We start from the raw sequence: 15787 nt of genomic DNA on the forward strand, positions 1-15787 counted from the left end.
GAAGGCCACGGCGAAGTCGCCGAGCCTAACTGCGCGCACTTTTCCTGGAATGGCTTTCAGCGAACTCAGTATCCTCCCGCCCTCGCCGGTACCGGGTGCGCGAATCGCCTGTGCGGAACTTCCTCAGGCGCCGCCTTGGCGCGGGACTGGCCGAGGCCGGCGAGCCATTCAAGATAGAGAGCAAGCGCGAACTGCATGGCGATGCCGGCCGAGATCAGCAGCGTATCGTAAGCCGGACCACCGGGGTTGATCAGCTTCAGCACCTGCGCCGCCATGGCAAGCAGCGTGCCGGCGACGAACACCGGCAGCGAGCGCTTGCCCAGAATGGCCAGCGGATTGTCGGGCCGGACGCGGAAGAGGTTCGAGACAGCCGGCAACGCGACGATCAGGAAGCTGACCGACAGGATGTGCAACAACCTTGGCAACGACAGGAAAGTCTTGTCGAAGCCGCCGATCACCACCGGCAGGTTGAACCAGGTTATCTGCCCCCAGAGCGGACTGTGCACCCAGATCGCTGCACCGACCACATAGATGCCGGCGGCACCCAACAGCCACGAATTGGCCGGAATCCGCCCGCCCCGCTTCACATGCAGCATGGCGGCAAGGCCAATGTTGAACAGGAACTGCCAGGACAACGGGTTGAGGAACCAGAGGCCCGGCTCCGGGTAGTTCGGCGGCGCGATCTGCCAGATGCCGGCGACGAGCCAGAGCAGGCCGGACACGATCAGCGCCGGCACCGGCCGATAGCCGACGAACAGCACGAAGGCCGGCGCCGCCAAAAGCAGCGCCGCGTAGACCGGCAGGATGTTGTTGTAGCCGAGCTGGTGGCCTAGCGTGACGATGCCGAGCAACACCTGCGGCGTGTTCTTCATTAGGGGCTCGATGTTGATCATGGTGAGCATTTCCGGGCGATGCGCGAACACCGCCGCGGCGCAAAAAAGCGCGATTACAACCATCGTGATGACGATGTGGGAGATGTAGAGCACGCCAGCGCGCCGCCACATTTTCAAGGTCGCAAGCAATCGGTCGCCCGGCTTGAACTTCGCGCCGTAGGCCAGCGCCACCGAGATGCCGGAGATCAGCACGAAGGCTTCGGCCGCGTCGGAAAAGCCGAAATTCTTGTAGGTCCAGTTCTCGAAGACCGTGCCCGGCACGTGGTCGACGAAGATGGTGAGCAGCGCGAGCGCGCGCAGCACATCGATACGTGTGTCACGATCGTTGATGCGTCTGTCACGCTCCCCGATGCGCTGGTCGCGCTGGTTGGAAACAGGGGTGGTCATCGACAAAAGGCCTCAAAGCTGGTTGTTCATAGCCAGCAATGCGACCCCCGGGGCGCACCGCTTCGATTCCTCCCAAGGGGAGGTGTATCGGCGCTGAAACGGACTGAAATGCGCCCGGTTCAATCAACTTTCGCGGAGCGCGAAAATATTCTGTTTTGAAGCCGGCAAATCAACAAATCTCTCATGGAATCAAATGGATGTGAGCGTGTTCGAATATAGCGACGAAAACAGTATCCTGTACGGCGATCTTGCCTTTCGCTATCGGATGGCGACACCGGCAAAGTCGACCGGCAAATGCATTTTTGTGCTTCACGGATCGGGCGTGGACGAAACGACGCTCATCCCTCTTGCAAGGAAGATCGCGCCCGATGCAACGCTGGTCGCCGCGCGCGGACGCATCCCCCAGGACGACGGCTTTCGCTGGTTCGAGCGAATCACGCCGACAAGTTTCGAACAGACCAGCATCCGCGACGAGACCGCCGCCTATGCCGAGTTCGCCGTGGAGATAGCGAAGCACCATGGCCTCGACCTGGGGCGCGCGACCTTCCTTGGCTACTCGAACGGCGCCAACGTCGTCTCCAGCCTGATGCTGCTCCATCCTGGCCTGGTCCGGCAGGCGGCGCTTCTACGAGCGATGCCGGTGCTCGACACTTCGCCGATGACCGATCTCGGCGGAGCGCGTGTGCTGATCATCGCCGGTGCCGCCGACCAGACCTACGGCCCGTTCGCGCCGGCGCTGGTGACGCTGTTCAGCGAGCGCCGGGCCGAGGTCGACGCGCGCATCGTTGCCTCGGGTCATGAATTCGGCGATGCGGACGCGGCGATCGCGCGGCAGTGGCTGGCTGGTCCTATGCCGGCGACCTGACCGTGTCCGCCAGCCCGGCAATACTGGCTTTAGGCGGCAAGCTTGGCACGTGGCGGCTCAAGAGAATTCTACCCCCGTCCCATCCGGTTCCAGGCGTCCAGGCCCGCGATCTTGTAGGCTTCGGCCAGCGTCGGGTAGTTGAAGGTGTTGTTGACGAAGAAGTCGACCGTGCCGCCAAGATTGATGACCGCCTGGCCGATATGAATGAGCTCGGTGGCGCCTTCGCCGACGATGTGGGCCCCAAGCAGGCGGCGCGTCTCGACAGAGAACAACAGCTTCAGGAAACCGCTTGAGACGCCCATGATATGGCCGCGCGATGTCTCGCGAAAACGTGCCAGGCCGACCTCATAAGCATCCCCGCTCTCGCGCACCTGCTCCTCCGACAGGCCGACCGTCGATATCTCCGGCACGGCGTAGATGCCATAGGGAAAGCTTTCCGGCGGCGGCGGCAGGTTGACGCCGAAGGCGTGGCATGCCGCCACCCGGCCCTGCTCCATCGAGGTCGAGGCAAGGCTCGGGAAGCCGATGACGTCGCCGGCCGCGTAGATGTTCGGCACGCTCGTCTGGAAAGTCTGCGGATCGACCTTTACCCGGCCTCGGGCGTCGGCCTCGATGCCGACTGAGTCGAGGCCGAGGCTGGCTATGTTGCCGGTGCGGCCGGCAGCGTAGAGCACCATCTCGGAGCGGATGGTGCGGCCGTCGGTGAGCGTAACCTCGGCATGGTCGGGTTTGGAGGCGATCTCCTTTACCGGGCTGCCGAGCCGGATGGTCATGCCGCGGTCGCGCATCTGGTGAATGAAGTCGTCGACGATCTCGCGGTCGATGAAATCCAGGATGGAATTGCGCGGCTCGACCAAGGTCACCGGCACGTCGAGCGCCGAAAAGATGGTAGCATACTCAACGCCGATGACGCCGGCGCCGATCACCGTCAGCGTTCGCGGCAGGTGGTGGAGTTCCAGCATCTCGTCGCTGTCGAAGATGCGCTTCCTGTCGAAGGGCACGTCGGCAGGCCGGTGCGGCCGGGTGCCGACGGCAATCAGGGCGTTGGCAAAGCCAATCTCACTGTAATCACCATTGTCGGCGGTCAGGCTGGCCTTGTTCGGCGTGAGGAATTTAACCGCGGCGCGCGCGCTCCTCACAGTGTTGCGCATGAACTGGTGCTGCAATACCTCGACCTCGTGGTCGAGGGTCTTGTGCAACCGCTCGACCAGATCACCGATCGAAATGTCCTGCTTCACCCGGTAGCCGCGGCCGTAGAAGCCGCGCTCGCGCCAGCCCGAGAGATTGAGCACGGTCTCGCGCAACGTCTTCGATGGGATGGTGCCGGTATGCACCGAGACACCGCCCAGACGCCTGCCCCGGTCTACCACCAGCACCGATTTACCGAGCTTGGCCGACTGCACAGCGGCGCGGCGCCCGGAAGGTCCGCTGCCAATGACCAGCATATCGTAGTCCATTAACTGCCGCCCCTCGGATGCATCTTGTGCGCCGCAGCAAGCTAAGCTGACGGCCGCGTCATATTCAACTGCCTATCGAGATTTCTGGCCAATTGCGAAAAATCTGGAAGATGCAACCACATACACCGATGAACTTAACCCCGCGGCAACGCTTGCATGCAATGGTCTCCCGCGAGGCAACCACAGGCTAGCCGATTGTCCATGTCCAAAAGCGATACCTTGCCCGGCACGGCGACAGGATTTCTGGCCGAGCTACAGTCGCACCCAGTCGTCGTGGATCTCCGGGAAGGCCTGTTCCGTTTCATCGCCCTGGTTGTGGCTGCTATATTCGTCTACCGTGGGGTGCACAATGTCATCGTCGATCCGGGACGCCTCAACGTCCTGCTGCTGACGATCTCCGAGACGCTCACCTTCATTTGGCTGCTTCTGGCGCGGCGACCGCTGGTCCGCGACTGGAGCCCTTTCACGGTCTTTATAGCGGTGACCGCCGGTTTCGGCTCCGGCTTCGTGTCGCTCCAGGAAGGCACTGCCATCATTCCGCTCTTTATCGCGGCGCCGCTGCAGTTCCTGGCCTTGTGGCTGGTGATCTGGGGCAAGATGTCGCTCGGCCGCTCCTTCGCCATTCTGCCCGCAAATCGCGGGGTCGTCACCGGCGGGGCCTACCGGTTCGTGCGGCACCCGATTTATGCGGGCTACCTGGCGGGGCACATCCTGTTCCTGTTGTCGAGCTTCTCGGTCTACAATTTCACCGTCTACGCGATCATCACCCTGTTCCAGATCCATCGCATCCTTCGCGAGGAGCGCATCTTGGCACTGACGCAGGAATATCGCGACTATCTCGGACGGGTTCGCTACAGGCTCTGTCCCGGCATTTTCTGAGAGCACGCCGGCCGCCGGCGGGCACGTTCCTTGAATTCCTGGCCGCCCTCACCATTTGAAAAGGCGGCAGGCGTCCCGATGCGGGCGCCGCGACCGAGGAACGGACATGAACGCACGCGTATTGGACGGCGAGATCATCACGACCAGGTTCGAGGACACCCGCGCCTATCGCGGTGTGCGGACAAGGCGCATCCTTGCCTTCCTGCTCGATTATTTCTTCGTGGCACTGCTGACCATACCCTTCGCGATCCTGGTCGCCATTCTCGGGCTGTTGACGTTCGGCCTCGGCTGGGCGCTGTTTTCGGTGCTGGTGCCGATGGTCGCCATCCTCTACATCTGGAACACGCTAGGCAGCCGCGACCAGGCGACGACCGGCATGAAGATCATGGGCATCCGCCTGGAGAAGCTCGACGGTAGCCGCATCGACGGCATGACGGCGGTGGTGCATTCCGTTCTGTTCTGGGCCGGCAACGTCATCCTGACGCCGCTGGTGCTGCTGGTCACTCTGTTTTCCGACCGCAAGCGCACGCTGCACGACCTGCTGCTCGGCACCGTGGTCACCCGCACCGACATCTGACGGTGCCGACAGCCGCGTCCATCGAACGACCAAGCCGCCTGCCCCTAAATATGAACAGGCCGCAGACGTCGCGGCAGCACAATCCTGTTGAATTTTTCGCCGGCCGGGCCAAAGGTAGGGCGATTCGCAGGAGCGTATCCAAGATTAGATGACGCAGCATCCGACCCAGTCGCCGCAGTTCTTCCTGACCGCGCCGTCGCCGTGTCCCTATCTGGAGGGACAGTTCGAGCGCAAAGTGTTCACGCACCTTGTCGGTGACAAGGCGCCTGAGATGAACGACCTGCTGACGCAAGGCGGCTTCCGGCGCTCGCAGAATATCGCCTACCGCCCGGCTTGCGAGTCTTGCCGCGCCTGTGTGTCGGTGCGCATCCTGGCGCAGGAATTCGACCCCAGCCGCAACATGCGCCGCGTCATCCAGCACAATGCCGATCTCGTCGGCGCCATGCATGACGCTCAGCCCTCGACGGAGCAGTACTCGCTCTTCCGCAGCTATCTCGACGCCCGCCATCGCCGTGGTGGCATGTCGGACATGACCGTGCTCGACTATGCGATGATGGTGGAGGACACGCATGTCGACACCAAGATCATCGAATACCGGCGTCGTGGCCCGGACACTTTCATCACTGGCAAAGGCCAGGGCGAACTGATCGCCGTCGCGCTCACCGACAAGATGGCCGACGGCCTGTCGATGGTCTATTCCTACTTCAATCCCGACCTCGAGGACCGCTCGCTCGGCACCTTCATGATCCTCGACCACATCGCCCGCGCCAAGGCGATGGGCCTGCCCCACGTCTATCTCGGCTACTGGGTCAACGGCTCGCGCAAGATGACCTATAAGATGCGCTTCATGCCGCAGGAGCATCTCGGCCCGAAAGGCTGGGAACGCTACGACCACGAAGCGGTCATTCGCTGATAGTTCTCAAAACTCCGCCATTAAACTGTTTCAGGGTGGGAGATGCTGGCCTTCCCGCCGATGGCGGAACGGTGTGCAATCACGCCGTCGGCCGCCTTCTTCCACTTCATTTCGAGATACTGCCGCATGTCTTCCCACAATGCTCACACCAGGGGGCTGCTGCTGACGGCGCTTGGCGGGGTCACGTTGACCGTCGATATACCACTGATCCGGCTCGCGCATGGCGAGGCGTGGTCGATCCTGCTGCTGCGCACCGGATCCATGTTCACCGCGGCGCTGGTCATCTGGGTGGTCTGGCGCTTGCTGAGCGACAAGGTGCCGAAGCTCATTCCCGGACGCCCGGGCCTGGTCGTAGCCACGCTTTACGGGCTCGGCTCGATCGCCTTCATCACCGGGGTCTATCACACCTCGACCGCCGACCTCGTCTTCATCCTGGCGTTCACCACGATGTTCTCGGCGCTACTGTCGTGGCTTTTCCTGAAGGAGACCCCGCGACCTGCGACGCTCGCGGCGCTGGCACTGATGATCGTCGGCGTCGGCATAATCGTTGGCGATTCGATCGGCACCGGCAATCTGTTCGGCGACATCATGGCGCTATGCTCGGCGCTTTGCGTCGCATCCGCCATCACCATATCGCGCGCCAGCGGCCAAGAGATGGGCTTCACGTCGCTTATCGGGGTGGTCCTGCCATTCGCCGTGGCCGCCTTCATGGTATCGAATACCGGCTTTCGCGTCGACGCGCCGTGGTGGATCGTCCTTAACGGCGCCGTGATCATGCCGATCTCGTTCTTCTGTCTGGCAAACGGACCGAAATACATTTCAGGGCCCGAAGTGGCGATGTTCTACCTGCTGGAAACCGTGTTCGCCCCGATCTGGGTGTGGTTGATCTTCTCCGAGACGCCGACACGCAACAGCCTGATCGGCGGCACGATCCTGATCGTGACGCTGGTGGCGCATTCGCTGTGGCAATTGCATGAGGGCCGCAAGCGCCGCGCCGCGCTTGCGGTGGTTCACCCGGCCTGAATTTTTCTCGGTTCGGCGGTCGCCTCGATTTTGGGCGGCGCGCCGGTATGGTCGGCGACCGGAGGAATCTCGTCCATCAATTCCACCTCGCGCAGCCACTCGCGCCAGATGGCCACGAGCAGCGCCATCAGCACCGGGCCGATAAACAGGCCGAGGAAGCCCATGGTCTTGACGCCGCCAATCAGTCCGAAAAAAGTCGGCAGGAAGGGCAGCTTGATCGGCCCGCCGACCAGCTTGGGCCGCAGTGTCTTGTCGACAATGAAGAGCTCCACCGCGCCCCATGTGAACAATGCAAGGCCGGCGAACAGCTTGCCGCTGGCTGCGAGGTAGATAGAGACCAGTGTGAAGGAGAGCGGCGCACCGCCCGGGATCAGTGCCATGATACCGGTGAGCGCGCCGAGCGTAACCGGCGACGGCACGCCGGCGAGCCAATAAGCGATGCCCAACACCAGGCCTTCGCCGATGGCTATGATGGTCATACCCGTCACGGTCGAGGAGATCGTCGCCGGCACGACGCGCGAGATGCGCTCCCAGCGCGTCGGCAGGATGCGCTCGCCCAAGCGATCGACCTGGGCCGCGAAAGACTCGCCGTCGCGATAGGCGAAGAATAGCGCGATCATCATGAACAAGAGCGTCAGCAGCAGGCTGAAGGCACTGCCGCCAGCAGCCAAAGCTCCGCGATAGATATTTCCGATATTGGAGCCGCTGACCGCCTGAATAAGTTCGCCGATGCCGCCGGGGTGGCCGAGATAGGCCGTCCACTGCTCGTTCAGCCACTCGCCGACCACCGGCATGGTGGCGATCCATTGCGGCGTCACCGCGCCGTGCCGGTTGGTCTCGATCGCCCAGGTGACCCACTCGCGCAGCTCGTTGATGGCATAGGTGCCGGCCAGCGCGATCGGCACCACCAGGAAGGTGAGGATGAAGAGGATCGCGAGCGTCGCGCCGACGGTGCGGTTGCCGCCGACGGCGACGAGCAGCCGGCGGTAGAGCGGCCAGCTCCCGAAGGCGATGACGAGGGCGGCTAGAACCGGAAACAGGAAACCGTGGAAGAAATAGACGCCGGCGGCGGCGATCAGCACCAGGAGCCAGCGCGCCGCCGACAGCGGCGGGATGACGGCCGCCCTCAGCGGCGTCGACAGGCCGAACAGGCGCTGCCCCGGCTTCTGGATCTCAGCCCGCTTCAACCCGGCGTTTCTCCCCTGCCCTGTGGTTTCCATGAGGCTTATGCACCATCATAGTGCAGCAATCGTGACGATAGTCCAAATAGTGCCTTTTCCTTCTCCCCTTGTGGGAGAAGGTGGCTCGGCGCACAGCGCCGAGACGGACGAGGGGTGTTCCAGCGCAGTGCGGCGCCAAACATCCAAGGAATTTATGCGCTTACGTCCGAGTGGCGATCCTTCCACCAGCCCTCATCCGGCCGAGCTTCGCTCGTCCACCTTCTCCCATAGGGGGAGAAGGTCGAGCGCCTCGCTACCCGAACTTCCCCGTCCTTGGAAAACCCTTCGGCACCATGCGGCCGGCGGCGGCGCGGGCGCCGATCCACTCGGCCAGTTCCTCGCGCGACTTGGTGAAGGTGCGGTCGGCCGAATCCTGCCAGGAGAGCCCGGTTTCCAGCGTGAAGGTCTTGAGATCCAGCACGCCGCCGTCCTTGTATTTCTGGAGGCGCACGCCCTTGCCGCGCGCCATTTCCGGAATTTCGCCGAGTGGAAAGACCAGCATCTTGCGGTTCTCGCCGACGATGGCGAGGTGATCGCCCGAGACCGGAATGCAGCGCTTGGCTTCGTCCGGCGCCTTGACGTTCATCACCTGCTTGCCTTTGCGGGTGTTGGCGACGACTTCTTCCTCCGAAACGATGAAGCCATTGGCGTCGTAGGAGACGAGCAGCAGCTTGCGCTTCGGATCATGGACAAAGGCGGTGACAATGTCCTGGTCGTTCTCCATGTCGACGATGATGCGGATCGGCTCGCCATGGCCGCGGCCGCCCGGCAGCCGGTCGGCGCCGATGGTGTAGAACTTGCCGCCGGTGGTGAAGACCAGGATCTTGTCGGTGGTCTGGGCATGGAAGGCGAGCTTCAGGCTGTCGCCTTCCTTGAAGGCGAGCTGCGAATAATCGGTCAGGTGGCCCTTCATGGCGCGCAGCCAGCCCTTTTCCGAGACGACGACCGTGACCGGCTCACGTTCGATCATCGCATGCGCGATGTCGGTGAGATCGTGCTCCGGCGCGTCGGCGAACTGGGTGCGGCGCTTGCCGAGCTCGGTCTCGGGGCCAAACTTGTCGCGAAGCTGGGTGACTTCCCACTTGATCGTGGCCCATTGCTTGGCGTCGGACGCGAGCAGCGCCTCGATCTGCTTCTTCTCGGCCGTGAGGCCGTCGAACTCCTTGCGGATCTCGATCTCCTCGAGCTTGCGCAAGGCGCGCAGGCGCATGTTGAGGATCGCTTCGGCCTGGGTGTCGGTGAGGGACCAGCGGGCCATCATCACCTGCTTGGGCTCATCCTCCTCGCGGATGATCCTGATGACCTCATCGATGTTGAGATAGGCGATCAAATAGCCGGCGAGGATTTCCAGTCGCTTCTCGATCTCGCCGAGCCGGTATTTCGAGCGGCGGATCAGGACGTTGCGGCGGTGGTCGAGCCACTCTTTCAACACGCCTTTCAGCGAGAGCACGTTCGGCACCTTGCCGCGCGACAAGACGTTCATGTTGAGCGGGAAGCGGCTTTCGAGCTCGGTGAGCTTGAACAGCGATTCCATCAGCAGGCCGGGATCCACGGTGCGGCTCTTCGGCACCAGCACGATACGGATGTCCTCGGCGCTCTCGTCGCGGATGTCTTCGAGCAGCGGCAGCTTGCGCGCCATCAACAGCTCGGCGATTTTCTCGATCAGCCTGGCTTTCTGCACGCCGTAAGGAATCTCGGTGACGACGATGCTCCAGGTGCCCCTGCCCTGGTCCTCCTGGCCCCATTTGGAGCGCACGCGGAAGCCGCCGCGGCCCGTCTCATAGGCTTCGAGGATCGAGGCGCGGCTGTCGACGATGATGCCCCCGGTCGGGAAATCCGGCCCCTGGACGAAATCCATCAGCTTCACCACCGGCGCGTCCGGATGCTCGATCAGATGAAGCGCCGCATCGCAAAGCTCGGCGGCATTATGCGGCGGGATCGAGGTCGCCATGCCGACGGCAATGCCGGAGGAACCATTGGCGAGCAGGTTCGGGAAGGCGCCCGGCAAGACGGACGGCTCCTCGTCCTCTTCATTGTAGGTCGGGCGGAAGTCGACCGCGTCTTCATTGATGCCGGCAAGCAGCTCGCTCGCCACCTCGGTCATGCGCGCTTCGGTGTAGCGCATGGCGGCGGCGTTATCGCCATCGATGTTGCCGAAATTGCCCTGCCCGTCGACCAGCGGGTAGCGCATCGAGAAATCCTGCGCCAGGCGCACCAGCGCGTCGTAGATTGACTGGTCGCCATGCGGATGGAACTTGCCCATCACGTCGCCGACGATACGGGCGCATTTGGCGAAACCCTGATCGGGGTTGAGCCTGAGCAGCCGCATGGCATGCATGATGCGGCGATGGACCGGTTTCAGTCCGTCGCGCACGTCCGGCAGTGCCCGGTGCATGATGGTCGACAGCGCGTAAGCGAGATAGCGCCGCTCAAGCGCTTCCTTGAGATCGACTGGTTCGATTTTGTCGCCGCCGCCATTGTCATCGGGCGGCAAAAGCCTTTTTCCCATGGGTTTGGACTATCCGAGCGGATGATTCGCGGCAAGCGCTGCGTTAACACCGGCGCTTTCGTCGCGGCCGCCCCCCGATGTGAACGGCTTCACGGAAGCTTCGGGACGGCGGCTGCAATTTGCCGCCGATCTGCAACAGGTCGCGGCGGCAACGCTACGCCGCCCAACATCAATCCGTTACATGCGCCGTCTATCTGGCAATGCAACGCTGGCGGAGGAAAGCCGCGATCTTCATGACAAATTCACCGCATCGCACAAAGGCTGCCGGCCGGCGTTTGCTTTTCGTCGCCATTTTCGACACATGTGCCGGGAAATGCCTTTTTCCCGTCCCGTTCGTCACGGAATGGTGATGGAGCAGGTTTCAAAACAGTTTTCATCATAGCCAAATCAGGACAGGGAACTCGCCATGACAATCCAACGCTCAACGCTCAAGAAACTGGCTTTTTCGACCTTTCTGCTGACGCTGCCGCTCAACGGGGCCTTCGCCGCCGACCCGGCGGTCGCCGAACGCATCAAGGCAGCCCTTGCCGCCCAAGGTGTCGATATTTCCTGGACCGGGGTCTCAGGCGATGATTCCAACGCCGTGCTGCAGGGTGTCTCCATCAAGCCGGCCGCCGAGAAGGAAGCGCTGCCGATCGGCGACGTGAAGCTGGAAGGTGTCACCCAGGCCAACGACGGCTATCAGATAGCCACTGTTTCGACCTCGCCCTTCCAACACAGCAAGGACGGCGTGACGCTCGACCTCAGTCCGGTGATCATCCACGACATGAAGGTTCCGGCCGAGGGCAGCACCGACACGCTCGGCTCGCTGATGATGTACAAGTCGGCCGAGCTGTCCAACATGACGGTCAAGGTCGGCGATAAGACGGCGTTCGCGATGGACGGGCTTGCCGTCCAGATCACGCCTCCGGCTGACGGCAAGGCGATGGACTTCACCGCCAATACCCAGAAATTCACCGCCGACCTGTCGCTGATCGACGATCCCAAGTCGAAGGAGGCGATCGACGCGCTCGGCTACCAGAACATCTCGGGCAACATCGCCATGGCCGGCACCTGGCAGCCGAGCGACGGCAAGATGGAGCTGTCGAAATACGACATCTCGGTTGAGAATGCCGGCACGCTAGGCATGACCTTCAACCTCGGCGGCTACACTGTCGATTTCATCAAGTCGATGCAGGCGATGCAGAAGCAACTCGCCTCACAGCCGGAAGGCGCCGACAAATCGGCGCAGGGCATGGCCATGCTCGGCCTCATGCAGCAGCTTTCCTTCAACGGCGCCTCGATCCGCTATCAAGACGATTCGCTCACCGGCAAGGTGCTCGACTATGTCGGCAAACAGCAGGGCATGTCGGCCAAAGACGTCGCCAACCAGGCCAAGGCGATCGTGCCCTTCGGCATGGCGCAGCTCAACAATCCGGAGCTCACTGCGGAAGTCTCGTCGGCGGTCAACACCTTCCTCGACAATCCGAAGAGCCTGGAAATATCGGCCGAGCCGCCGTCGTCGGTGCCGTTCGCGCTGATCATGGCGGGCGCCATGTCCAACCCGCTCGACCTGCCGAAGACGCTCGGCGTCAAGGTCAAGGCGAACCAGGACTGAGAGATCGGTTCGTCCCAAACGAAAAGCCCGGCAGCGATGCCGGGCTTTTAGTAGATTTCCATGAGAAAATAAGGGCTTGGCTCTGGGTCCTAGCCTTCCTTCTTCGTCACCGCGACGCGCAGCGACAGTTCGCGCAGTTGCTGCGGGGTCGCTTCCGACGGCGCGTTCATTAGAAGGTCGTAGGCCTGCTGGTTCATCGGGAACATGGTGATCTCGCGCAGGTTCTTGGCGCCCACGAGCAGCATGACGATGCGGTCAACGCCGGCCGCCATGCCGCCATGCGGCGGCGCGCCGTACTGGAAGGCGCGATAGAGGCCGCCAAAGCGCTCTTCCACGGTTGCGCGGTCGAGACCAACCATCTCGAATGCCTTGACCATGGTCTCCGGCAGATGGTTGCGGATGCCGCCCGACGCGATCTCGAAACCGTTGCAGACCATGTCGTATTGGAACGCCTTGATGCCGAGCGGTTCCTGGCCGTTCAGCGCGTCAATGCCGCCCTGCGGCATGGAGAACGGGTTGTGGGCGAAGTCGATCTTCTTTTCGTCCTCGTTCCATTCGAAGAACGGGAAGTCGACTATCCAGCAGAGCTCGAAGCGCTCGCGGTCGACAAGGTTCAGTTCCTCGCCGGCGCGGGTGCGCGCGGCACCCGCGAAGGTGACGAACTTCTTCGGGTCGCCGGCGACGAAGAAGGCGGCATCGCCATCGGCAAGGCCGAGCTGCTGGCGGATCGCCTCCGTGCGTTCCTCGCCGATGTTCTTGGCGATCGGACCGGCGCCTTCGAGTTTTTCACCTTCCTTGCGCCAGAAGATGTAGCCCAGGCCGGGCTGCCCCTCGCCTTGCGCCCAGGAGTTCATGCGGTCGCAGAACGCGCGGCTGCCGCCGGTCCTGGCCGGAATGGCCCAGACTTCGGCTTTCGGATCGTTCGCCAGAATGTTGGCGAACACCTTAAAGCCGGAGTCGCGGAACTGATCCGAGACCGCCTGCATCTCGATCGGGTTGCGCAGGTCCGGCTTGTCAGTGCCGTAGGTGCGCATCGCCTCGTCGTACGGAATACGGCGGAACTCCTGGGTCACCGGCTTGCTGTTGGCAAACGTCTCGAAGACACCGCGAAGCACCGGCTCCATGGTGGAGAGCACATCGTCCTGCTCGACGAAGCTCATCTCCAGGTCGAGCTGGTAGAATTCGCCGGGCAGCCGGTCGGCGCGCGGATCCTCGTCGCGGAAGCAAGGCGCGATCTGGAAATAGCGGTCGAAGCCGGAGACCATGATCAGCTGCTTGTACTGCTGCGGCGCCTGCGGCAGCGCGTAGAAGGTGCCGGGATGGATACGCGACGGCACAAGGAAGTCGCGTGCGCCTTCTGGCGACGAGGCCGTGAGGATCGGCGTCGAGAACTCGGTGAAACCGACCTCGCCCATGCGCTTGCGCATCTCGGCGATGATCTTCGTGCGCGCCACGATATTCCGGTGCAGCGTCTCGCGGCGCAGGTCGAGGAAGCGGTATTTCAAACGGATGTCTTCCGGGTACTCCGGCTCGCCGAATACCGGCAGCGGCAGTTCCTTGGCGGCCGACAGCACCTCGATCTCGCGCGCGAAAATCTCGATCTCGCCAGTCGGCAGGTTGGCGTTCACCGTCTCCGGCAGCCGCGCCTTCACCTCGCCGTCGACGCGGATCACCCATTCGCCGCGCACGGTCTCGGCCACCTTGAAAGCCGGCGAATCCGGATCGGCGACGATCTGGGTCAGGCCGTAATGGTCGCGCAAGTCGATGAAGAGCAGCCCGCCATGGTCGCGCACGCGATGCACCCAGCCCGACAGGCGGACGGAATTGCCGACGTCGCTCTTTCTCAACTGGGCACAGGTGTGGCTGCGGTAACGATGCGTGGTCATGGGTAAAGTCCGGAAATTGCGGGCACCAGCCCGGCTCGAAAATTGGCGCGAAAAGCGCATGAGAGGCCGGCTTTGTCAAGGCAAGCGGTCACACAGGCGCGCTTCGGCTGCTCAGGCAAAGTGGATTTGCGCGCCCTGGCTTTGGAAATCGGCGAGTATGGCGGGAGGGGCGGTCTTTTCCACCACGAGATGGCGGATCGCATCGGCAGTCGCCATGCGATACAGCGTCGTGGCGGAGGCGCCGGCTGGCTAGGCCCGAACCGCCCTGCCCTTCCAACGGAATTGCGCTTTCGCGAAAGTTAGCGGTGCCCGGCGGCGTTGCGGCGCTTGACGAAAGCGCGCGCGGCTGAAATTGAAAGAGGCCTAATATTGTGCCAAAGCGATTTGATGCGCGTCATCACCACACAAGAAGAACTCGAGAGCGTTCTCGCGGCGTTCGAAAAGTCGGAATTCGTCACCGTCGATACCGAATTCATCCGCGAGACGACCTTCTGGCCAATCCTCTGCCTGATCCAGATCGCCTCGCCTGGGATTGAGGCGCTTATCGATCCGTTGGCGCCCGGCATCGACCTGAAGCCGTTTTTCCGGCTGATGGCCAACGAGGCGGTGCTGAAGGTCTTCCACGCGGCGCGCCAGGACATCGAAATCATCGTCCATCTCGGCAATCTCGTGCCGCATCCGGTATTCGACACCCAAGTGGCGGCTATGGTCTGCGGCTTCGGCGACAGCGTTTCCTATGACCAACTCGTCCAGAAGGTCACGGGAGCGCGCTTGGACAAGTCCTCGCGCTTCACCGACTGGCGCCACCGGCCACTCTCCGACAAGCAGCTCGAATACGCGCTTGCCGACGTCACCCATCTGATCAAGGTCTACCAGCATCTCAGCGCCGAGCTGAAGCGCGAGGACCGCGCGCATTGGCTGAACGAGGAGATGGATATCCTCACCTCGCGCGAGACGTATGATCCGCATCCCGAGGATGCCTGGAAGCGGCTGAAGATGCGGCTGCGCAAGCCGCAGGAGCTGGCGATCGTGCAGGCGGTGGCCGCCTGGCGCGAGCGCGAGGCGCGCGAGCGTGACGTGCCGCGGGGCCGCGTGCTCAAGGACGATGCGATCTACGAGATCGCGCAACAGGCGCCGCGCGATGCAGCAGCTCTCGGCAAGCTGCGCACTACCCCGAAAGGCTGGGAACGCTCCGCCACGGCAAGCGCGCTGCTCGGCGCGGTCAATGCCGCCCTTGCCTTGCCCAAGGAGGCGATGCCGAAACTGCCGAAGAGCGTGCAGCCGCCGGAAGGATCGAACGCGGCCGCGGAGCTGCTCAAGGTGCTGCTCAGGATCGTCGCCGAGAGGGAAGGCGTCGCCACCAAGGTGCTTGCCTCCAGCGACGATATCGACCGCATAGCGGCCGAAGGCGACGAAGCCGACGTGCCGGCACTGCAAGGCTGGCGCCGCGCCGTTTTCGGCGACCAGGCGCTGAGGCTGGTGCGCGGCGAGATCGGCATCAAGTTCGACAAGCGCAGGATCGCGGTGTTCGATCTGTAGAGCCTCTTCCTTCTCCCCTTGCAGAAGAAAGGAAAGAGCGCA

The 15787-nt window shown here is 62.9% G+C and carries 13 protein-coding genes; 8 read left to right on the forward strand and 5 right to left on the reverse strand.

The features are described from left to right. Nucleotides 1–65 precede the first annotated feature (65 nt). Nucleotides 66–1280, reverse strand: a complete 1215-nt coding sequence (gene opgC / locus P9272_RS18195; protein WP_278161581.1) for an OpgC domain-containing protein — start codon at nt 1278–1280, stop codon at nt 66–68. 265 nt (nt 1281–1545) lie between these two features. Here opgC and P9272_RS18200 point away from each other — a divergent pair, with 265 nt between their 5' ends. Then, the gene (locus tag P9272_RS18200) at nt 1546–2145 is read left to right on the forward strand and encodes an alpha/beta hydrolase (protein WP_278161703.1); all 600 of its coding nucleotides are present in this window, start codon (nt 1546–1548) and stop codon (nt 2143–2145) included. Between the two features lie 68 nt (nt 2146–2213). Here the strand turns inward: P9272_RS18200 and sthA are convergent, their stop codons facing one another. After that, entirely contained in the window at nt 2214–3602 is a 1389-nt protein-coding gene (gene sthA / locus P9272_RS18205) for a Si-specific NAD(P)(+) transhydrogenase (protein WP_128260431.1), read from the reverse strand. A gap of 201 nt (nt 3603–3803) precedes the next feature. On the opposite strand from sthA, the gene P9272_RS18210 reads away from it, so the two are divergent. From P9272_RS18210 to P9272_RS18225, 4 genes are all read left to right on the forward strand, one after another. Continuing rightward, a complete protein-coding gene (locus P9272_RS18210; RefSeq protein ID WP_128260432.1) occupies nt 3804–4481 on the forward strand; it encodes an isoprenylcysteine carboxylmethyltransferase family protein in 678 nt (225 codons plus the stop codon). Between the two features lie 106 nt (nt 4482–4587). Then, complete coding sequence (locus P9272_RS18215) at nt 4588–5058, forward strand: RDD family protein (RefSeq protein WP_278161584.1); 471 nt, start codon at nt 4588–4590, stop codon at nt 5056–5058. Between the two features lie 148 nt (nt 5059–5206). Next, entirely contained in the window at nt 5207–5971 is a 765-nt protein-coding gene (locus P9272_RS18220) for an arginyltransferase (protein WP_278161585.1), read from the forward strand. 126 nt (nt 5972–6097) lie between these two features. Then, nucleotides 6098–6994: a DMT family transporter gene (locus P9272_RS18225; protein WP_278161586.1), complete on the forward strand. Its 897-nt coding sequence runs from the start codon at nt 6098–6100 to the stop codon at nt 6992–6994. Here P9272_RS18225 and P9272_RS18230 read toward each other — a convergent pair. Together P9272_RS18230 and parC are read right to left on the reverse strand one after the other, a co-directional pair. Beyond that, complete coding sequence (locus P9272_RS18230; RefSeq protein ID WP_278161587.1) at nt 6982–8181, reverse strand: AI-2E family transporter; 1200 nt, start codon at nt 8179–8181, stop codon at nt 6982–6984. The genes P9272_RS18225 and P9272_RS18230 overlap by 13 nt on opposite strands. A 286-nt stretch (nt 8182–8467) precedes the next feature. Beyond that, nucleotides 8468–10723 carry a DNA topoisomerase IV subunit A gene (gene parC / locus P9272_RS18235; protein ID WP_278161588.1) on the reverse strand — a complete coding sequence of 752 codons (2256 nt, stop codon included), beginning with the start codon at nt 10721–10723 and terminating at the stop codon, nt 8468–8470. 79 nt (nt 10724–10802) lie between these two features. Here parC and P9272_RS18240 point away from each other — a divergent pair, with 79 nt between their 5' ends. Both P9272_RS18240 and P9272_RS18245 read left to right on the forward strand, forming a co-directional pair. Continuing rightward, nucleotides 10803–11105, forward strand: a complete 303-nt coding sequence (locus P9272_RS18240) for a hypothetical protein (protein WP_128260438.1) — start codon at nt 10803–10805, stop codon at nt 11103–11105. A 24-nt stretch (nt 11106–11129) separates the two neighbouring features. After that, nucleotides 11130–12320, forward strand: a complete 1191-nt coding sequence (locus tag P9272_RS18245) for a hypothetical protein (RefSeq protein ID WP_278161589.1) — start codon at nt 11130–11132, stop codon at nt 12318–12320. Between the two features lie 89 nt (nt 12321–12409). On the opposite strand, the gene aspS is transcribed toward P9272_RS18245, so the two are convergent. Further along, nucleotides 12410–14206: an aspartate--tRNA ligase gene (gene aspS / locus P9272_RS18250; protein ID WP_278161590.1), complete on the reverse strand. Its 1797-nt coding sequence runs from the start codon at nt 14204–14206 to the stop codon at nt 12410–12412. A 387-nt stretch (nt 14207–14593) separates the two neighbouring features. On the opposite strand from aspS, the gene rnd reads away from it, so the two are divergent. After that, nucleotides 14594–15745 (forward strand): ribonuclease D, encoded by a 1152-nt coding sequence (gene rnd, locus P9272_RS18255; protein ID WP_278161591.1) that lies wholly within the window; start codon nt 14594–14596, stop codon nt 15743–15745. Nucleotides 15746–15787 lie beyond the last annotated feature (42 nt).

This window comes from Mesorhizobium sp. WSM4976 (genome assembly GCF_029625685.1).
In the GTDB taxonomy this organism is placed as follows: domain Bacteria; phylum Pseudomonadota; class Alphaproteobacteria; order Rhizobiales; family Rhizobiaceae; genus Mesorhizobium.

Excerpts from the sequence above, each read along its gene's own strand:
- P9272_RS18215 (WP_278161584.1), top strand. The coding sequence starts at position 4,588 with ATGAACGCACGCGTATTGGACGGCGAGATCATCACGACCAGGTTCGAG.
- aspS (WP_278161590.1), bottom strand. The coding sequence starts at position 14,206 with ATGACCACGCATCGTTACCGCAGCCACACCTGTGCCCAGTTGAGAAAG.
- P9272_RS18220 (WP_278161585.1), top strand. The coding sequence starts at position 5,207 with ATGACGCAGCATCCGACCCAGTCGCCGCAGTTCTTCCTGACCGCGCCG.
- opgC (WP_278161581.1), bottom strand. The coding sequence starts at position 1,280 with ATGACCACCCCTGTTTCCAACCAGCGCGACCAGCGCATCGGGGAGCGT.
- parC (WP_278161588.1), bottom strand. The coding sequence starts at position 10,723 with ATGGGAAAAAGGCTTTTGCCGCCCGATGACAATGGCGGCGGCGACAAA.
- sthA (WP_128260431.1), bottom strand. The coding sequence starts at position 3,602 with ATGGACTACGATATGCTGGTCATTGGCAGCGGACCTTCCGGGCGCCGC.
- P9272_RS18200 (WP_278161703.1), top strand. The coding sequence starts at position 1,546 with ATGGCGACACCGGCAAAGTCGACCGGCAAATGCATTTTTGTGCTTCAC.
- P9272_RS18225 (WP_278161586.1), top strand. The coding sequence starts at position 6,098 with ATGTCTTCCCACAATGCTCACACCAGGGGGCTGCTGCTGACGGCGCTT.
- P9272_RS18245 (WP_278161589.1), top strand. The coding sequence starts at position 11,130 with ATGACAATCCAACGCTCAACGCTCAAGAAACTGGCTTTTTCGACCTTT.
- P9272_RS18210 (WP_128260432.1), top strand. The coding sequence starts at position 3,804 with ATGTCCAAAAGCGATACCTTGCCCGGCACGGCGACAGGATTTCTGGCC.
- rnd (WP_278161591.1), top strand. The coding sequence starts at position 14,594 with ATGCGCGTCATCACCACACAAGAAGAACTCGAGAGCGTTCTCGCGGCG.